Origin of the sequence: Marinobacter sp. SS5-14b (assembly GCF_030541005.1) — a bacterium.
Classification (GTDB): Bacteria; Pseudomonadota; Gammaproteobacteria; order Pseudomonadales; family Oleiphilaceae; genus Marinobacter.
This window is the reverse complement of the sequence record NZ_JASSVM010000005.1, coordinates 112,230-129,697: the sequence shown is the minus strand read 5'-3', so window position 1 is coordinate 129,697 and position 17,468 is coordinate 112,230. Positions and strand designations below refer to the sequence as shown.

Genomic DNA, 17,468 nt, shown 5'->3' with positions numbered 1-17,468 from the left:
TTTCAGGCTGTCTTGGTGCGCAGGCTGCCCACAACGGCATTCAGTGCCCGGTCAATCAGGGCTCCCTGCTCCAGCATGGTGAGGCGGCCCCTGCGCATTTCATGTGCCAGCTCTACCCGGGTTTTTTCAATCACTTTCAGGCCCATGCGATTCACAAAGACAAAGCAGTCGGCCTCATCGATGACGGCAGACAGCTTGCACCGGAAGCTTGCTCCGTTCACCAGCCTGAATTCCACCCAGTTGCCGATTTCGAGACGATCAATTTTGGTAACGAATTCCGCAATGGCGGCGTCTTCCAGTTCCTGTTGCCGTTCAACAGCTGTCTTGTGCAGTGTGGGCGGCTCTTCTTCTTTGTCCAGTTCGGAGTCCTTTCGGGCTTCGATGGCGGCGTTGGTGCGGAAAGCCTCGGCCAGTTCGTGCTTCAGCTGCCCCATCATGTGGTCCAGCCTGGTGGCGTTGTAGGAGACTTCTTCCAGCCCTGCCCGCAGTGTTTTCAGCATTCCCGGTACGACTCGTACCCACTGATCGCGTTCCTCATCCTCTTCGTGGGGGTGAAGGCACCAGATCAGGTCGTCTACCACTTTGGCAGTCTCGTGCCAGCGGTGCTCTGAGTCGTCCCTGAGGTAGGCCAGGAACATGACCCGGCTCCAGCCATTGATCAGGATGTCATGAACCGGATCCGGCAACCTGTATCGGGCTACTTTTTCCCGGAGCAGGCGGTCGACCGCTTCCTGGGCTTTCTGGGATTTGATCCGGCCCCTTTCAGATTCGCGGGTTCTTTGCTCAACCAACGTAGATTTCCGGTTCTCCCGCTCGAGAAATTGTTCAAACTCTTGGTTTAATGTTTCAAACAAACCGATATCACCGTCAAATTCGTTGAGAATACGCTGTACGACGTTGTGAATCTGCCCGTAGAGCTTGTCTCGGGTTTTTTCGTCGCTGTTGCTCCAGCCGATGCCGGCCCGTGCCAGTGAGTTCAGTAGCTTGCGTGCAGGGTGGTTTGACTTGCTGAAGAAGTTCTTGTCCTTGATGACCACCTTGAGGATGGGGATCTGGAGGCGGCTGATCAGCACCTGAACCGGGGCTGACAGGTTGTAATCATCGAGGATGAACTCGAACAGCATGGACACGAGGTTGATGAGGTCTTCGTCAACCTCGTTCAGCGCCGGCTGGCGGCCATCCTGTGTTTCTGTTTGTGACAGCAGTTGCTGAACCACCTGGCGAAGATCAATGGTCACCGGTTCGCCAGTACTCAGGTCATCAACATTCTGCCAGCTGTTCTGGCCGGGGATGGAGTTGAGCATGTCTGCCAGCTCGCGACCGCCGATCACGCGAAGGGAGGGGTCGGAGCTTCGTGGAGCAACGCCTGCGCTATTTCGCTGCACCGCTAACATCTGGCGTATTTGTTCAAACAGGGCGCTGTCCTCGGCTAATGCATCACCGCCTGCTGAGCCCTGGAGTTCCCCTTCCGGCGAGACACTTCTGGCCGTTTTTACATCTTCGGCACCTTGGGATGGATTGCTCTTGCCCTGATAGCGGAAGTTCGGGATGACGCCGGCCTGAATCAGTATCCGATTGGCTTCATCCAGCAGCATACCGAGGTTTGAAACCACGTACCTGTCGAACTGCTTCAGTAGAATCAGTCGTTCGCGAATCTGGATGTCGAGAGCCTGGATGGCCTCTGTAAAGGCGCTGCACAGGTGTTCAGGTGCCATCGGGTTGACCGGGTTGTCTTCGGTGGTGCCCGGGTAGACCTTGGTAAATCGAGTCTGCAGCTGAAGCAATGAGCCTTGAAAGTGGGCTTTGGCCTTGCTTGTCATGGCGTTCAGGGCGACCTGCTCTTCCAGGTCATCGTTGCCCAGCAAGGTCAGGCTGTCAGCGCTTGCTTGCTGTTGTGGTTCTTCGCTGTGAAGTTGTCCGGCATGAGGCGGGTTGGCAAAAAACTGGGATACGGCGTTCTGAAAGTGACGCTCCACACCCTTGCGCTTGATGCGAATCTCTCGCATGGCTTCAAAATATCGGTTCTGCTCGTTGTTGCTTCTGGCGTTATTGGCCAATTCGAAAAGGGAATCGTCGACGGCATCAAATGCGCCTTGCAGCAAATCTCCCAGCCCCGCGACGACGGTATCACGAATACGGGCAACCTCTGCGGGCACGGGGCGATTGCTGGCCGCCTCTCTGTGCTCGCGGAGGTAATGTATGCCGGACTGCTTGTTCATGGCCAACTCCTGTTTACGCCTCAACCGGATACATGACCGAGCCTTTTGGTGCTTTATCTGTTTTCGTTAAATTTAGCGCATTTTTTGCGCAATTAACATGAACAAACGTAAAGCTGCGATATCGGTCAAAGTTCCATGTGATGGTCGCGGCGTTTCCGGCTCAGTCTTTTGATACCGGCGACCGCGCCTTGCCGCGCTTTTTGCGCCGCTTTGGGTGCACGATGGCCGCTTTAACCACGTTGTCTTTAATCTGTAAAACTTCGATCCGGTGGCCTTCCACTTTCAGGCACACGTTGGTATCCGGAATATTCTCCAGGGTTTCTGTGATGAGGCCGTTCAGTGTTTTTGGGCCGTCCGTAGACAGGTTCCAGTCAAGGGTTTTGTTGATGGTTCTGACAGCTGTGCTGCCATCGATGATAAAAGTGCCGTCATCCTGAGGAATGATATCCGGAGAGGTCGCAGCATAGTCTGTGGTGAACTCGCCAACAATCTCTTCGAGTATGTCTTCGAGTGTCGCCAGGCCCAATACATCGCCGTATTCGTCCACCACAATGCCGAACCGGCGCTTTCCTTTCTGGAAATTGAGCAGTTGGGTGTTCAGGGCCGTGCTTTCGGGAATGAAATAGGGCTCCTGGCAAAGCTGCAGGACCATGGCTTTGCTGATGTCCTCCTCCTGAAGCAGCTTGGCAGCGCTCCTCAGATGAAGGATGCCCTGGATGTTGTTGATGTCTCCCTTGAACACGGGAAGGCGCGTGTGCTGACTGTTTCTTAATTGCCGGATGATGGTGTCGGTTTCGTCGTCGAGGTCGATACCGGCCACTTCATTGCGTGGCACCATGATGTCATTTACGGTCACTTTTTCCAGATCCAGAATGCTGACCAGCATGTCTTTGTGTCTGGCGGGAATCAGCGCCCCGGCTTCGTTGACCACCGTTCTGAGCTCTTCCCGGCTCAGGTGATCTTCACCGGCCTGGGCGGAAGAGACGCCAAGCAAGCGGAGGATGCCGGTCGTAAAGAGGTTAACCGCCCACACCAGGGGGTATAGGATCTTCAGGAGTGGCCCCAGTACATGACTGGCCGGAAAGGCGATTTTTTCCGGAAACAGCGCGGCCAGCGTCTTGGGTGTCACCTCGGCAAAGATCAGGATGACAATGGTCAGCAGGATGGTTGCAATGGCAATGCCGGCATCACCCCACACACGTATGGCGATGACGGTGGCAATAGAAGAGGCAAAAATATTGACGAAGTTGTTGCCGATCAGAATGACGCCGATCAGCTGGTCCGTTCTGTTGAGCAGGCCCTGGGCACGCCGGGCACCTTTGTGGCCGGTATTGGCCATATGCTTCAGTCGATACCGGTTAAGAGACATCATCCCGGTTTCGGAGCTAGAGAAAAAAGCGGAAAGGATGATCAAGCCGACAAGGAGAATGAACAGCGCCGTAAGCGATGTCTCGTTCAAAAGATGAGCCCTTCTGTAGATGACAAGGTGCGAAAATAGGGTGTGACCGTGTGGGGTGTCAAGAGGCCTTGACCGCTAAGTCAGAGGCCTTTGTGAAATAGAAACTCCAGCACGAATTTGCTGCCGTAAAAGGCGATCATTAACAGGGCGCATCCCGCGAGCGTCCAGCGGCTGGCGGTCAGGCCGCGCCAGCCCTTGGTGTACCTGCCAATCAGCAAGCCAGCGAACACCAGGAGCGAAAGCAGGGAAAAGAGGGTTTTGTGGGCAAGATCCTGGGCGAACAGGTCTTCAATAAACACTGCGCCGGTCACAATGGCCAGTACCAGTAACACTACGCCGGCCCAGACCATTTCAAACAACAGGGACTCCATGGTTTGCAGTGGCGGCAGGTTGCGAACCAGCAGGCTGTTGTAGTTGTTCTTAAGCTGCCGGTTCTGCAGGTACAGCAGTACCGCTTGAATGGCGGCCAGCGTAAACAGGCTGTAGGCGGTGACGGACAGTGCAATGTGGGAAAGCATTCCATAGCTTTGCTCTGATACCAGTCGGGATTCCGAGTGGGTAATCAGTGCCATCACAATGGTTGCGGCTGCAATGGGGTAGGCACCCAGGAACAGGCCGCCTACCGGTTTGGTGAGGTTGAGGCCCAGCAACAGGAAGACAATCAGCCAGGAAATGAGTACCGAGCTTTTGAAAAAGCTGAGGTCAAAGCCGCCGTCGAGGTGAACGGTTTGTGCGATCAGCAGGCCGTGGCCGGTGAGTGCAAGCACGCCGATCAGGGTAGTAATGGCCAGGCTGGTTTCGACCTTACCCCTGAAATGCAGTGCCTGCAGGGCAGTTCCAACGCTGTACAGGAAAAGTGCGGTAACCGCGAGGATCAGCGTTCCCATGACGTCCTTTATATAGTGGCCTGATGGTTAAAGCGGGCTCGGAGTTGTTCTGAGGCTCCCAAGTCTGGGTATAATGTCGCGATTATGCAACAGGAATCAAGCGGCCTGCGGTGGCTTCTTGATTTGTGTGAACAATTTCTCCGGGGTACGGAAGAGCAACATGTTTGAGAATCTCCAGGACCGGCTATCCGGTAGCTTGCGCAAGATCTCTGGTCAGGCGCGCCTCACCGACGACAACATCAAAGATACCTTGCGCGAAGTGCGCATGGCGCTGCTTGAAGCCGATGTGGCGTTGCCGGTGGTCAAAGACTTTGTTGAAGGTGTACGGCAGCGTGCTATCGGTCAGGAAGTTCAGCGAAGCCTGACGCCGGGCCAGGTATTCGTAAAAGTTGTTCAGCAGGAGCTTGAGCGGGTGATGGGTGAGGGTAACGAGACCCTGAACCTGTCCACCCGGCCGCCGGCCGTGATTATGATGGCCGGTCTGCAGGGTGCGGGTAAAACCACCACTGTGGCCAAGCTGTCCCGCTTCCTGAAAGAACGACACAAGAAGTCGGTGATGGTGGTGAGTGCGGATATCTACCGCCCGGCTGCGATCAAACAGCTTGAGACGCTGGCGACTGAAGTGGGCGTGGAGTTTTTCCCCAGCAGCGCGGATCAGGACCCTGTCGATATTGCTAACGGTGCCATTGAAGCGGCGCGCCGCAAGCATATGGATGTGGTGATCCTGGATACCGCTGGCCGTCTGCATGTAGATGAACAGATGATGGGCGAGATCGGCCGGCTGCATAAAGCGGTGAATCCGGTTGAAACTCTGTTCGTGGTTGATTCCATGACCGGTCAGGATGCGGCGAATACCGCCAAGGCGTTCAATGACGCGCTGCCGCTGACCGGTGTGGTGCTGACCAAGACCGATGGTGATGCTCGTGGTGGTGCTGCGCTCTCGGTTCGCCATATTACCGGCAAGCCCATCAAGTTCCTGGGTATTGGTGAAAAGACCGATGCTCTGGAACCGTTCCACCCTGATCGGGTCGCCTCCCGTATTCTGGGAATGGGTGATGTGCTTTCCCTGATCGAAGAGGCGGAGCGCAAGCTGGACCGCCAGAAGGCGGAGAAGCTCACCAAAAAGATCAAGAAGGGCAAGGGCTTTGACCTGGAAGACTTTCGGGATCAGCTCCAGCAAATGAAGAGCATGGGTGGAATCGGTGGCCTGCTCGACAAACTGCCGGGTATGGGCCAAATGGCGCAGGTGGCGCAGGCTCAGGTGAATGACAAGTCGGTGGGCCAGATGGAAGCCATCATTTGCTCCATGACACCGAAAGAGCGCCGCTATCCGGATGTGATCAATAATTCCCGTAAACGCCGTATTGCAGCTGGCTCCGGTACCCAGATCCAGGATGTGAATCGTCTGCTCAAACAGCACAAGCAGATGTCGAAAATGATGAAAAAATTTGGCAAGAAAGGCGGAATGGCCAACATGATGCGCGGTCTTGGTGGTATGATGCCGCCCGGCGGCGGTAGTGGTGGCGGAATGCCCCCGTTCGGCCGTATGTAAAAAGCCTTACATATAAAATAGGGAAACCGAGCGTTTCCCTGTTTTCATTGGCGCTTTTTTCGCATAGAATAGCGCCCCTTTCGAGTATGGGTCTTCTCGTCGGCTGTTCTCAGTCTGGCGGGAATCGTACAAAGTTCGTACAACAGAACAGGATATTGGTCGAAATGGTAACAATCCGTTTGGCTCGTGGCGGCTCTAAGAAGCGCCCGTTCTACCATCTGACAGTCACTGACAGCCGTAACTCCCGTGACGGCCGTTTCATTGAGCGTGTTGGTTTCTTTAACCCGGTTGCCCGTGGCCAGGAAGAGCGTCTGCGTGTAAACCGTGAGCGCGTTGAATTCTGGGTGGGCCAAGGTGCTCAGACCAGCGATCGCGTTGCCCAGCTGCTCAAGACTGCTGAGTAATTGCACTTTAATACCGGGGTTTGACGGGCATGACACAGAATTCTTCGCAGGAAACTGTGATCGGCCGGGTCACCTCGGTGTTTGGGGTCAAGGGTTGGCTTAAAGTCTTCTCTGATACAGACCCCAGAGAAGGGATACTCAATTATCGTGACTGGACACTGGTCCTGGACGGTAAGCGTATCCCGGTAAAGCTTGAAGAGGGTCGCCGCCAGGGGCAGGGGATCGTCGTCAGGCTTAAAGGACTTGATGATCGTGAACTGGCTCGCACATACAGCGGTGCAGAAATCCGGGTCCCGACAGAAAAGTTGCCAGAGCTGCCCGCAGGGGAGTACTACTGGTACCAGCTGGAAGGACTTGATGTGTTTACGATTGAGGATGAGTACCTGGGTAAGGTGCATCATCTGCTGGAAACGGGTGCCAACGATGTATTGGTGGTGCACGCAACGCCGGGTTCCATAGACCAGCGCGAGCGTCTTATCCCTTATCTGCCTGATCAGGTAGTGATGAGTGTGGATCTGAACGCTACGCGCATGGTGGTCGACTGGGATCCGGAGTACTGACGAGTGTGGATTGGCGCAGTCAGTCTGTTTCCGGACATGTTTTCTGCGGTGACGGATTACGGAATTACCGGTAGAGCCGTTCGTGAAGGTTTGTTGACGTTCACGAGCTGGAACCCCCGGGACTTTACGCATGACCGTCATCGTACTGTTGATGACCGGCCCTATGGTGGTGGCCCGGGAATGCTGATGAAAATTCAGCCTCTCAGGGATGCTATTCACCAGGCTCGGGCATCGGCACCCGGCAAGGCCTGTGTGGTCTATCTTTCTCCTCAGGGTGAAAGGCTGGATCAGTCGGTGGTGGAATCTCTGGCCGCCGAGCAACAGCTGATTCTCGTTGCCGGTCGTTATGAGGGCGTTGATGAACGCCTGATATCGGCGGAAGTCGACCGGGAAGTGTCTCTGGGTGATTTTGTGCTCTCAGGTGGCGAACTGGCGGCGATGGCTGTGATTGATGCGGTGACACGCCTCATCCCCGGAGCGCTGGGTCATGCGCAGTCGGCAGAGCAGGATTCCTTTGCTGATGGTTTGCTGGATTGTCCGCACTACACCCGGCCCGAGGTCTACGAAGGTCAGGCGGTGCCGGAAGTTCTTTTGGGCGGTCACCATGAACAGATCCGGCGTTGGCGATTGAAAGAATCGTTGAGGCGAACCCGGGAGCGACGCCCCGACCTGCTGGAAATGCGGGTGCTTACGGAAGAAGAGCGTCAGCTTCTGGAAGAAATTTTGAACGAACCGGGTGCCTCTGAATCATCAGGGCATTGAAAGATTGGGTATCAGGAGCATTACGATGAGCGGCAAGAACAACATCATCAATCAGATTGAAACAGAACAGATGACCAAGGAAATTCCTGCGTTCGCGCCAGGTGATACCGTGGTTGTTCAGGTTCGCGTAACTGAAGGTAACCGTGAGCGTCTGCAGGCGTTCGAAGGCGTTGTTATCGGCAAACGCAACCGTGGCATGAACTCTTCTTTCACCGTGCGTAAGATTTCTTACGGCGTGGGCGTTGAGCGTACCTTCCAGTCCTTCTCCAAGCTGATCGACAGCGTGAGCGTGAAGCGTCGTGGTGATGTGCGTCAGGCCAAGCTTTACTACCTGCGCGACCTGTCTGGTAAGGCAGCTCGTATCAAGGAAAAGCTCGGCTGATTCCGATTCGTTCGGAGCAGTGCCAAAAAAAGCAGCCTCAAGGGGCTGCTTTTTTTGTGGTTTAATATTGGCAAATCCGTAATCGAAGAAGGTGGCCCTTGCTCAGATCCGAGGATGAGCAGCTGATTGCCCGCTTTGCTGACGCCATCTGGCTTGAAGATGGTCTTGGCGAGAAAACCCGTATGGCCTATGCCAGTGACCTGTCCCGTTTGTCCGGGTGGCTGGAGCAGCAGCCGGCTTCGCCCACACTGAGGTTGGCTCGCCGAACGGATCTTCTGGCCTGGATGTCCGGGGGGCTTGCGGAGGGTCTAAAAGCCAGTACGGCAGCCAGGCGACTTTCCGGGGTGCGGCGCTTTTATCGCTTTTTGTTGCGGGAGGGATCCATTGCCGAGGATCCGACCCTGAAGATTGACGGGCCGCGGTTGCCCAGGCGCCTGCCGGATACGCTGACCGAGCAGGATGTAGAGCAGCTTTTGGCCGAGCCGGATCCGGAGGTGCCGCTGGAGCTGCGGGACCGGGCTATGCTGGAGATTCTCTACGGTTGTGGCTTGCGGGTTACCGAGCTCACGAGCCTTGGGGTTGATCAGGTCAATTTACGGCAGGGCGTTGTGAGAATCAGCGGCAAAGGCGACAAAGAGCGTTTGGTGCCGCTGGGGGAGGAGGCGGTGGACTGGCTGCTTCGATATATGAAAGATGCCAGGGGGGAGTTGCTGAAGGGCAAAGCCAGTGATGCGCTTTTCCCGGGCAACCGCGCCAGTGCCATGACCCGCCAGACCTTCTGGCATCGGATAAAGCTCTATGCCGCACGATCGGGTATCCGGAAGCACCTTTCGCCGCACACCTTGCGACACGCCTTCGCGACCCATTTGCTGAACCATGGTGCAGACCTGCGCGTCGTGCAGATGCTTCTTGGTCACTCAGACCTCTCAACCACCCAGATCTATACCCATGTGGCCCGGCAGCGGCTGCAGGAGCTTCACCAGGCGCACCATCCCAGAGGGTGATCTGTTATGGTGGCTAGGTGAACTTTTGCTTTCTGCCCCTGTCGCACCCTTGTGCGCCGAAGGTTGGTTTTGGTTTTCTGGCCAAGTGGGTACTGACGCAACGATCTATTAACGAAAAAAGGTAAGTGTAAGCTCATGAAACTGAAAATTTTGGCCGCAGTAGCTGGCCTGATGGTAATGCTCGCCAACCCGTCAGTTGTGAGTGCCGGAGAGACCGAAGACAACATTGCCAAACGTTTGGGGGATGCAGTTCCGGGCTTGAAGGTGGTTTCAGTACGTGAGTCTGAAGCGGCGGGCCTTTATGAGGTGCAAAGCAGCAGTGGTGAAACCTTGTACACTACTGAAGACGGCGTGTACTTGCTGACCGGTGACCTGCTGAAAATTACCGGAAACGGCATTGCCAATGTGACAGAAGAGGCGCGTGCCGGTGTACGGAAACAAAAAATGGCGGACTTCGGCGATGAGGGGCTTATTTCCTATCCTGCCAAAGGCGAACAAAAAGCAGTGATTGATGTGTTTACCGACATCGATTGCCCCTACTGCAGGAAATTGCATGACGAAGTTCCTGAGCTCAACAGTTACGGCATTACGGTGAATTACTATGCCTTCCCCCGCTCTGGTCCGGGTACTCCGTCTTTCCGGAAGTATGAGTCGGTGTGGTGCTCTGATAATCAGCAGGGCGCCATGGACGCTGCCAAGGCAGGTAGGTCGGTCGATCAGAAGTCTTGCGAAAATCCTGTTGAAGCGCAGTATCGGCTTGGCGGGCAAGTTGGCGTAACGGGTACGCCGGCTATTGTGCTGGAAGATGGCAACATGGTTCGTGGCTATGTACCTGCCCGCAACCTGGCGGAAGGCCTGGGTCTGCTTTGATCATCCCCGGCGCTGGTTCCCGGCTCCGGTTTCTACCGTTTGAACTGTGACCGATTCAGGGCTTATTCAGGGAGCCCCGAATCGGTATACTATGCCCCCTATTGCAATCCATCAGCACCCCCATCGGGATCAGAGGTGAGAGTTTGAAAGACGTTAATGTCGGAATTTGCGGACTGGGAACCGTCGGCGGCGGTACGTTCAATGTACTGACTCGCAACGCGGCGATTATTGCAGGCCGTGTTGGCTGCAACATCCGGATTGCCCGGGTAGCCAGCCGAAATAGCCGGGACGACCTTGATCTGGGGGATGTTCCGTTCAGTACCGACATTTTTGACGTGGTGAATGATCCTGCCATAGATATCGTTGTTGAGCTGATTGGTGGGTACGAAGCCGCCAAAGAGTTGGTGCTGGCGGCGATTTCTAACGGTAAGCACGTTGTGACGGCCAACAAAGCCCTGATTGCGGTGCACGGTAACGAGATTTTTGAGGCTGCGGAGAAAGCCGGCGTTGTGGTTGCCTATGAGGCTGGTGTAGCCGGTGGCATTCCGGTGATCAAGGCCGTACGTGAGGGTCTGGCGGCTAATCGTATCGACACCATCGCTGGCATCATCAACGGCACTGGCAACTTCATTCTTACCGAAATGCGTGCTGGCCGGCAGTTTGATGACGTATTGAAGGAAGCCCAGGCGCTGGGTTACGCCGAGGCCGACCCCACCTTTGATGTTGAAGGTATTGATGCTGCCCACAAGCTGACCATTCTGGCGTCATCTGGCATTGGCGTGCCTCTGCAATTTGAAAAGGCCTACACCGAAGGGATCTCCGCCCTGACGCCCAGCGATATCGCTCACGCAGAGTTGCTGGGTTACCGGATCAAACATCTGGGTATTGCCCGACGCCGTGATGACGGGATTGAGCTTCGTGTTCACCCGACGCTGGTTCCGAAGAGCCACCTGATTGCCCAGGTTGATGGCGTATTGAATGCCGTCATGGTCGATGGCGACGCTGTTGGCCAGACCATGTACTACGGCCCGGGAGCGGGTGCCGAAGCGACGGCCTCCGCTGTGATTGCAGATGTTGTGGATGTGGCGCGAGCGGTATCCAGTGGCAGCAAGCAGCGGGTTCCTTATCTGGGCTTCAGCCCCGAGGCTATGGAAAACCTGAATGTACTGCCCATGGAAGACGTCCAGTCTGCTTACTACCTGAGGATTCAGGCTTTCGATCATCCGGGCGTGCTGGCCAAGGTTGCTTCGATCCTGAGTGAGCATGGCATCAACATCGAATCGATCATGCAGAAAGAATCCGAATTCATGGATGGCCGCATTCCGGTCATCATCCTGACCCACACGGTACAGGAGCGCCAGATGAACCTGGCCATCGAGGAAATGGAATCCCTGGCCGATGTCGACGGCAAGGTTGTCCGCATCCGCGCAGAAAACTTTAACTGACAGGTACGCACGTGAGATACATCAGCACACGGGGCGAAGCACCCGCACTGGGCTTTGAAGACGTTCTATTGACTGGTCTGGCCACCGATGGCGGCCTGTATGTGCCGGAGTCCCTTCCGCATTTCAGTCTCGAAGAAATTCGCAGCTGGCGCGGGTTGCCCTACGCGGAGCTGGCTTACAAAGTCATGTATCCGTTTGTTGAAGACGCAATCCCCGCGGATGAATTCCGCAAGATGCTGGAAGAAACCTACAGCGTGTTCACCCACCAGGCTGTTGCGCCACTGGTGCAGCTCGACAGCAACGAGTGGGTGATGGAATTGTTCCGTGGTCCGACTCTGGCGTTCAAGGACTTTGCTCTGCAGCTGCTGGGTCGCCTGCTCGACTATGTGTTGGAGAAACGTAATCAGCACGTGGTGATCATGGGCGCGACGTCCGGTGATACCGGCTCGGCGGCGATCGAAGGCTGCCGCCGTTGCAAGCATGTGGATATCTTCATTCTGCACCCTTATCAGCGGGTGTCTGAAGTACAGCGCCGCCAGATGACCACGGTGCAGGGTGATAACATCCACAACATCGCAGTCAAAGGTAACTTCGACGATTGCCAGCGCATGGTCAAGGAAAGCTTCGGCGACCAGTCCTTCCTGGGTGGCAAGACTCAGTTGGCGGCAGTGAATTCCATCAACTGGGCGCGGATCATGGCCCAGATTGTTTACTACTTTCAGGCATCGCTCTCACTGGGTGGTCCGGACCGCAGCATGGCGTTTTCGGTGCCCACCGGTAACTTTGGCGATATCTTTGCCGGTTACCTCGCCAAGAAGATGGGGCTGCCGATCAGCCAGCTGGTGATCGCCACCAACCGCAACGACATCCTGCATCGCTTCATGAGCGGCAACAAGTACGAGCAGCACCAGCTGGAGCATACCTTGTCGCCGAGCATGGATATCATGGTGTCCAGCAACTTCGAACGCCTGTTGTTTGACCTGCACGGCCGTGATGGCGCAGCGGTGAAAGACCTGCTGGAGCGTGCCGCCAAGGGCCCGGTCAGCATCGAAGATTATCGCTGGAAGCACGCCCGCAAGTTGTTTGACAGTGATGCGGTGGACGACAAAGCCACCTGCGAGACCATCCGGGAAATCTTCGAGCAGAACGAATACCTGCTGGATCCGCACACCGCCATCGGTGTTCGTGCTGCCCGTAATTGCCGTCGCGACAACGCGGTGCCGATGATTACTCTGGGTACAGCACATCCGGCTAAATTCCCGGATGCCATCGTCGAATCCGGTCTCACCGTCAAGCCCGAGCTGCCGGCCCACATGGCGGATCTGTTCGAGCGGGAAGAGCGGTATACGGTGCTGGAGAATAATCTCGCGGACGTGCAAGGTTTCCTGGCCAAGCACTGGAAAAATGCCTGACCTGGCATGACACCAAAAAAGATCCTGCGTCGCCCCCAGCCCGCCGATGCGCCTGGCTGGGGGCAAAACCTCCCGCCCATTCTCCGTCGGCTTTATGCCGCCCGGGGTGTTCACTCTGACGAACAGCTCCAGTACACACTGAAACACCTCGCGTCGCCCATGCAATTGCGGGGTATCGACCGGGCAGTTGAGTTGCTGGCTGAGGCTGTGGTGCAGAAGCACCGGGTGATGGTGTTGGGAGACTTCGATGCTGACGGTGCGACCAGTACCGCCGTTGCCATGCTTGGGCTATCCATGCTCGGCGTGTCGTCAGTGGATTTCCGTGTGCCCAGCCGGTTCTCCGACGGTTACGGCCTGACCCCGGGTATTATTCATCGGCTGCAAGACGAGGGCGACTTGCCCGATTTGCTGGTGACCGTCGATAACGGCATTTCCGCACTGGAAGGTGTGAGAGTGGCTCGGGAGCTTGGTATCAAAGTGGTCATCACCGACCACCACCTGGCCGGTGATCAGTTGCCGGACGCCGATGCGATCGTAAACCCCAACCAGCCTGGCTGTCCGTTTCTGAGCAAGAACGCTGCGGGTGTGGGGGTCATGTTCTACGTGCTGACCGCTTTGCGAAAGCATCTACGCGACAACAATCTGTTGCCAGACCCCGAGCCCAACCTGGGCACCCTGCTGGACCTGGTGGCTCTGGGCACTGTGGCGGACGTGGTGCCGCTGGACCACAACAACCGAATATTTGTAGAGCAGGGCATACGCCGCATCCGCAAAGGTGAGGCCCGCCCTGGGATCCTGGCGCTGCTGGAAGTGGCAGGTCGTGACTACACCCAGATCAGCTCCACCGATCTGGGCTTTGTGGTGGGCCCCCGCTTGAACGCTGCCGGGCGCCTGGACGACATGAGCATCGGCATCGCCTGCCTGCTCGCCGATGGTCGTGACGAAGCGTTGCGTCTGGCTCGGGAACTGGACAACTTCAATCGTGAACGTCGAACGATCGAAAAGGATATGAAGCACCAGGCTCAGGAATTGCTGGCGTCCATGTCCCTGGACATCGAGGGGCTGCCTTGGGGATTGGCGCTTTTTGATCAGGATTGGCACCAGGGTGTCATCGGCATACTGGCCGCCAGAATTCGCGAACAGACCCATCGCCCGACCATCGCGTTTGCACCGGACGATGACGGACTGCACCTCAAAGGGTCGGCCCGCTCCATCCCCGGCCTGCACATCCGTGATGCCCTGGCGGTGGTGGATGCCAAACACCCTGAATTAATGAAAAAATACGGCGGCCACGCCATGGCGGCCGGCATGACCATTGCCCGGGATGATCTGGAGAATTTCAGCAACGCCTTTGATCAGGCCGTCCGGGATACCCTGAAAGCGGAAGATCTGGAAGCCGCGATCACCACCGACGGGCCTCTTGCCCCGGAAGAGCTGAATCTCGATACCGCTTATCAGCTCAAGCGCGGCGGCCCCTGGGGCCAGCACTTTCCCGAGCCGGTGTTTGATGGTGAATTCCGGGTGGTCAGTCAGCGAGTTGTGGGCGAAAACCATTTGAAGCTGGTGCTGCAGCCGGTGGAGGGGGGCGGCATTATTGATGGCATCGCGTTCAATACCGGGCCGGAAGTGCCGGACTATACCCGGACTGGCGCACGGCTGGTTTACAAGCCGGATGCCAATACCTTTCGTGGGCGGACCAATTTGCAGCTTCTCGTGGACTATCTGGAGCCTTTGGGCTGATTCCTCCTGCTGATTTAACGCACGAATTCCGGTAGAATCCGCCCTCTGTTTTTATCGCATCATTTTCCAAAGCGAGACCCGATTTCATGGAAGTTAATCCTATAGTGGTGAAGATCAAAGAGCTTCGCGAGCGCACTGAAGCGCTGAGGGGGTATCTTTGACTACGATCAGCGTAGTGAGCGTCTGGTCGAAGTAGAGCGTGAACTTGAAATGCCCAAAGTGTGGGACGACCCTGAGCGGGCCCAGGCATTGGGTAAAGAGCGGTCGGATCTTGAACTGATCGTCAAAACCATCGACAACCTGACCAGCGGTCTCAGCGATGCCGAGAGCCTGCTCGAAATGGCGGTGGAAGAGGACGATGAAGGCACCGTTGAGGAAATTCAGGCCGACCTCGAAAGCCTGGATGGCGAGCTGGAAAAGCTCGAATTTCGTCGCATGTTCTCGGGTGAAATGGACGCCAACAATGCGTACCTCGACATCCAGGCCGGTTCTGGTGGCACTGAAGCCCAGGACTGGGCCAACATGTTGCTGCGCATGTACCTGCGCTGGGCTGAGCGCCGCGGCTTCAAAGCCGAAATCGTCGAGCTGCAGGAAGGTGAAGTGGCGGGCATCAAAAGTGCCACTATTCACGTCCAGGGTGACTATGCCTATGGCTGGTTACGCACCGAAACCGGCGTACACCGCCTGGTGCGTAAATCGCCATTCGATTCCGGTAACCGTCGCCACACCTCGTTCTCTTCGGTGTTCATATCGCCGGAAGTGGACGACAGCTTTGAAGTGGAAATCAATCCGGCCGACCTGCGGGTTGATGTATACCGGGCTTCCGGTGCCGGTGGTCAGCACGTTAACCGGACCGAATCCGCGGTACGACTGACCCACAACCCCACCGGGATTGTCGTGGCCTGTCAGGCTGGTCGAAGCCAGCATCAGAACAAAGACCAGGCCATGAAGCAGCTCAAGGCCAAGCTCTTCGAGCATGAAATGCAGAAGCGTAATGCCGAGAAGCAGTTGCAGGAAGATGCCAAGTCTGACATCGGCTGGGGCAGCCAGATCCGTTCCTACGTTCTGGATGACAGCCGCATCAAGGATTTGCGTACCAAGGTGGAAACCAGCAACACCCAGTCGGTGCTTGATGGCGACATCGACAAGTTTATTGAAGCCAGTCTGAAGATGGCGCTGTAACCAGCGCCATACCAACCGATCCGGACATCCCCGACTTCTAGTGAGCCAACATGACTGAACATACCCAGAACGCCGCACAGCCCGAGGACAACAAGCTGATTGCCGAGCGCCGCGCCAAACTGGCGAGCCTGCGCGAACAAGGCAATCCGTTCCCGAACGACTTCCGCCGTGATGCCACCGCTGCCGAGCTGCAGGAAAAATACGGTGATAACTCCAAGGAAGAACTCGAGGCGATGGGCATCGAAGTGGCCATTGCCGGCCGCATGATGCTCGACCGCAAGGCGTTCAAAGTGGTTCAGGACATGACTGGCCGCATCCAGATCTACGCCCCCAAAGAGGTCCAGAAAGACACCAAGCACTGGGATCTGGGCGATATCGTGGGCGTGCGCGGCATCCTGTGCAAGTCCGGCAAGGGCGATTTGTATGTGTCCATGGATGAGTACACGCTGCTCACCAAGTCACTGCGCCCGCTGCCTGAAAAGCACAAAGGACTGACCGACACCGAAGCGCGCTACCGCCACCGGTATGTTGACCTGATGGTGAACGAAGACAGCCGCCGGGTGTTCCATGCCCGCTCAAAGATCATCAACGTGATGCGCCAGTACTTCACCGATCGTGACTTCATGGAGGTGGAAACCCCCATGCTGCAGGTCATCCCCGGTGGTGCCACGGCACGCCCGTTTGTCACCCATCACAACGCCCTGGGCATCGACATGTACCTGCGAATTGCGCCGGAGTTGTTCCTCAAGCGGCTGGTGGTCGGTGGCTTCGAGCGGGTGTTCGAGATCAACCGTAACTTCCGTAATGAAGGCCTCTCTACCCGGCACAACCCCGAGTTCACCATGGTCGAGTTCTATCAGGCCTACGCCGATTACAACGACCTGATGGACCTGACCGAAGACATGCTGCGTACCATCGCACAGAAAGTACTGGGTACGACCACAGTCACCAATACCCGGGTGTTGAAAGACGGCACCGACGAAATCATCGAATACGATTTCGGCAAACCGTTCGAGCGCCTGACCGTGGTGGATGCCATTTTGCGCTACAACCCGGACATCACCCGCGAGCAACTGGCAGATGATGCCAAAGCCCGCGAAGTGGCGAAAAATCTGGGCATCCATGTCAAAGACATCTGGGGCCTGGGCAAGGTACAAATTGAGATCTTTGAGGCCACTGCCGAGCATCGTCTGATGCAGCCGACCTTTATTACCGAATACCCGAAAGAGATCTCCCCGCTGGCCCGCTGTAAAGACAGCGATCCGTTTGTCACCGAGCGCTTCGAGTTCTTCGTCGGTGGCCGCGAAATCGCCAACGGTTTCTCCGAGCTTAACGATGCCGAAGATCAGGCCGAACGCTTCCAGGCCCAGGTCGCCGAAAAAGACGCTGGCGACGACGAAGCCATGTTCTACGACGAAGACTACGTGATGGCCCTGGAATACGGCCTGCCGCCGACCGCCGGTGAAGGCATCGGTATCGACCGCCTGGCCATGCTGTTGACGGATTCGCAATCGATCCGCGACGTTATCCTGTTCCCGGCCATGCGTCCGGAACACAAGGCGGAACAAAAGCCGGAAAGCGAGTAGGCCC

General features: G+C 56.4%; 15 protein-coding genes. 12 read left to right on the top strand and 3 right to left on the bottom strand.

Annotated elements, in window-relative coordinates; genetic code table 11:
* Positions 1–2: 2 nt before the first annotated feature.
* The 3 genes from QPL95_RS12755 to ccsA all read right to left on the bottom strand — a co-directional run bounded on the left by QPL95_RS12755 (position 3) and on the right by ccsA (position 4,565).
* Positions 3–2,219, bottom strand: a complete 2,217-nt coding sequence (locus tag QPL95_RS12755; protein WP_303291368.1) for a DUF1631 domain-containing protein — start codon at positions 2,217–2,219, stop codon at positions 3–5.
* A gap of 160 nt (positions 2,220–2,379) precedes the next feature.
* Complete coding sequence (locus QPL95_RS12750; protein WP_303291367.1) at positions 2,380–3,678, bottom strand: HlyC/CorC family transporter; 1,299 nt, start codon at positions 3,676–3,678, stop codon at positions 2,380–2,382.
* Positions 3,679–3,758: 80 nt separating this feature from the next.
* A complete protein-coding gene (gene ccsA, locus QPL95_RS12745; RefSeq protein WP_303291366.1) occupies positions 3,759–4,565 on the bottom strand; it encodes an inner membrane protein YpjD in 807 nt (268 codons plus the stop codon).
* Positions 4,566–4,725: 160 nt separating this feature from the next.
* On the opposite strand from ccsA, the gene ffh reads away from it, so the two are divergent.
* From ffh to lysS, 12 genes are all read left to right on the top strand, one after another.
* A complete protein-coding gene (ffh, locus tag QPL95_RS12740; RefSeq protein ID WP_303291365.1) occupies positions 4,726–6,117 on the top strand; it encodes a signal recognition particle protein in 1,392 nt (463 codons plus the stop codon).
* A gap of 164 nt (positions 6,118–6,281) precedes the next feature.
* The gene (gene rpsP, locus QPL95_RS12735; RefSeq protein WP_303291364.1) at positions 6,282–6,521 is read left to right on the top strand and encodes a 30S ribosomal protein S16; all 240 of its coding nucleotides are present in this window, start codon (positions 6,282–6,284) and stop codon (positions 6,519–6,521) included.
* Between the two features lie 29 nt (positions 6,522–6,550).
* Positions 6,551–7,081, top strand: a complete 531-nt coding sequence (gene rimM, locus QPL95_RS12730; RefSeq protein ID WP_303291363.1) for a ribosome maturation factor RimM — start codon at positions 6,551–6,553, stop codon at positions 7,079–7,081.
* Positions 7,082–7,084: 3 nt separating this feature from the next.
* Positions 7,085–7,843 carry a tRNA (guanosine(37)-N1)-methyltransferase TrmD gene (gene trmD / locus QPL95_RS12725; RefSeq protein ID WP_303291362.1) on the top strand — a complete coding sequence of 253 codons (759 nt, stop codon included), beginning with the start codon at positions 7,085–7,087 and terminating at the stop codon, positions 7,841–7,843.
* A 25-nt stretch (positions 7,844–7,868) separates the two neighbouring features.
* Positions 7,869–8,225 (top strand): 50S ribosomal protein L19, encoded by a 357-nt coding sequence (rplS, locus tag QPL95_RS12720; RefSeq protein ID WP_303291361.1) that lies wholly within the window; start codon positions 7,869–7,871, stop codon positions 8,223–8,225.
* A 98-nt stretch (positions 8,226–8,323) separates the two neighbouring features.
* Positions 8,324–9,229 carry a site-specific tyrosine recombinase XerD gene (gene xerD, locus QPL95_RS12715; RefSeq protein ID WP_303291360.1) on the top strand — a complete coding sequence of 302 codons (906 nt, stop codon included), beginning with the start codon at positions 8,324–8,326 and terminating at the stop codon, positions 9,227–9,229.
* 135 nt (positions 9,230–9,364) lie between these two features.
* Complete coding sequence (locus tag QPL95_RS12710; protein ID WP_303291359.1) at positions 9,365–10,099, top strand: DsbC family protein; 735 nt, start codon at positions 9,365–9,367, stop codon at positions 10,097–10,099.
* Between the two features lie 143 nt (positions 10,100–10,242).
* On the top strand, positions 10,243–11,544 hold the full coding sequence (locus QPL95_RS12705; RefSeq protein WP_303291358.1) for a homoserine dehydrogenase: 1,302 nt from the start codon (positions 10,243–10,245) through the stop codon (positions 11,542–11,544).
* A gap of 11 nt (positions 11,545–11,555) precedes the next feature.
* On the top strand, positions 11,556–12,956 hold the full coding sequence (gene thrC / locus QPL95_RS12700) for a threonine synthase (RefSeq protein WP_303291357.1): 1,401 nt from the start codon (positions 11,556–11,558) through the stop codon (positions 12,954–12,956).
* Between the two features lie 6 nt (positions 12,957–12,962).
* Positions 12,963–14,696, top strand: coding sequence for a single-stranded-DNA-specific exonuclease RecJ (gene recJ / locus QPL95_RS12695; protein ID WP_303291356.1), 1,734 nt, complete (start codon positions 12,963–12,965; stop codon positions 14,694–14,696).
* 86 nt (positions 14,697–14,782) lie between these two features.
* Positions 14,783–15,878 (top strand): peptide chain release factor 2 gene (gene prfB / locus QPL95_RS12690; RefSeq protein WP_303291355.1). Its coding sequence is split into 2 segments (ribosomal slippage): positions 14,783–14,854 and positions 14,856–15,878, totalling 1,095 coding nucleotides; the frame shifts between segments, so codons are not numbered across the junction.
* A 50-nt stretch (positions 15,879–15,928) separates the two neighbouring features.
* Positions 15,929–17,464: a lysine--tRNA ligase gene (lysS, locus tag QPL95_RS12685; RefSeq protein ID WP_303291354.1), complete on the top strand. Its 1,536-nt coding sequence runs from the start codon at positions 15,929–15,931 to the stop codon at positions 17,462–17,464.
* Positions 17,465–17,468: the final 4 nt, after the last annotated feature.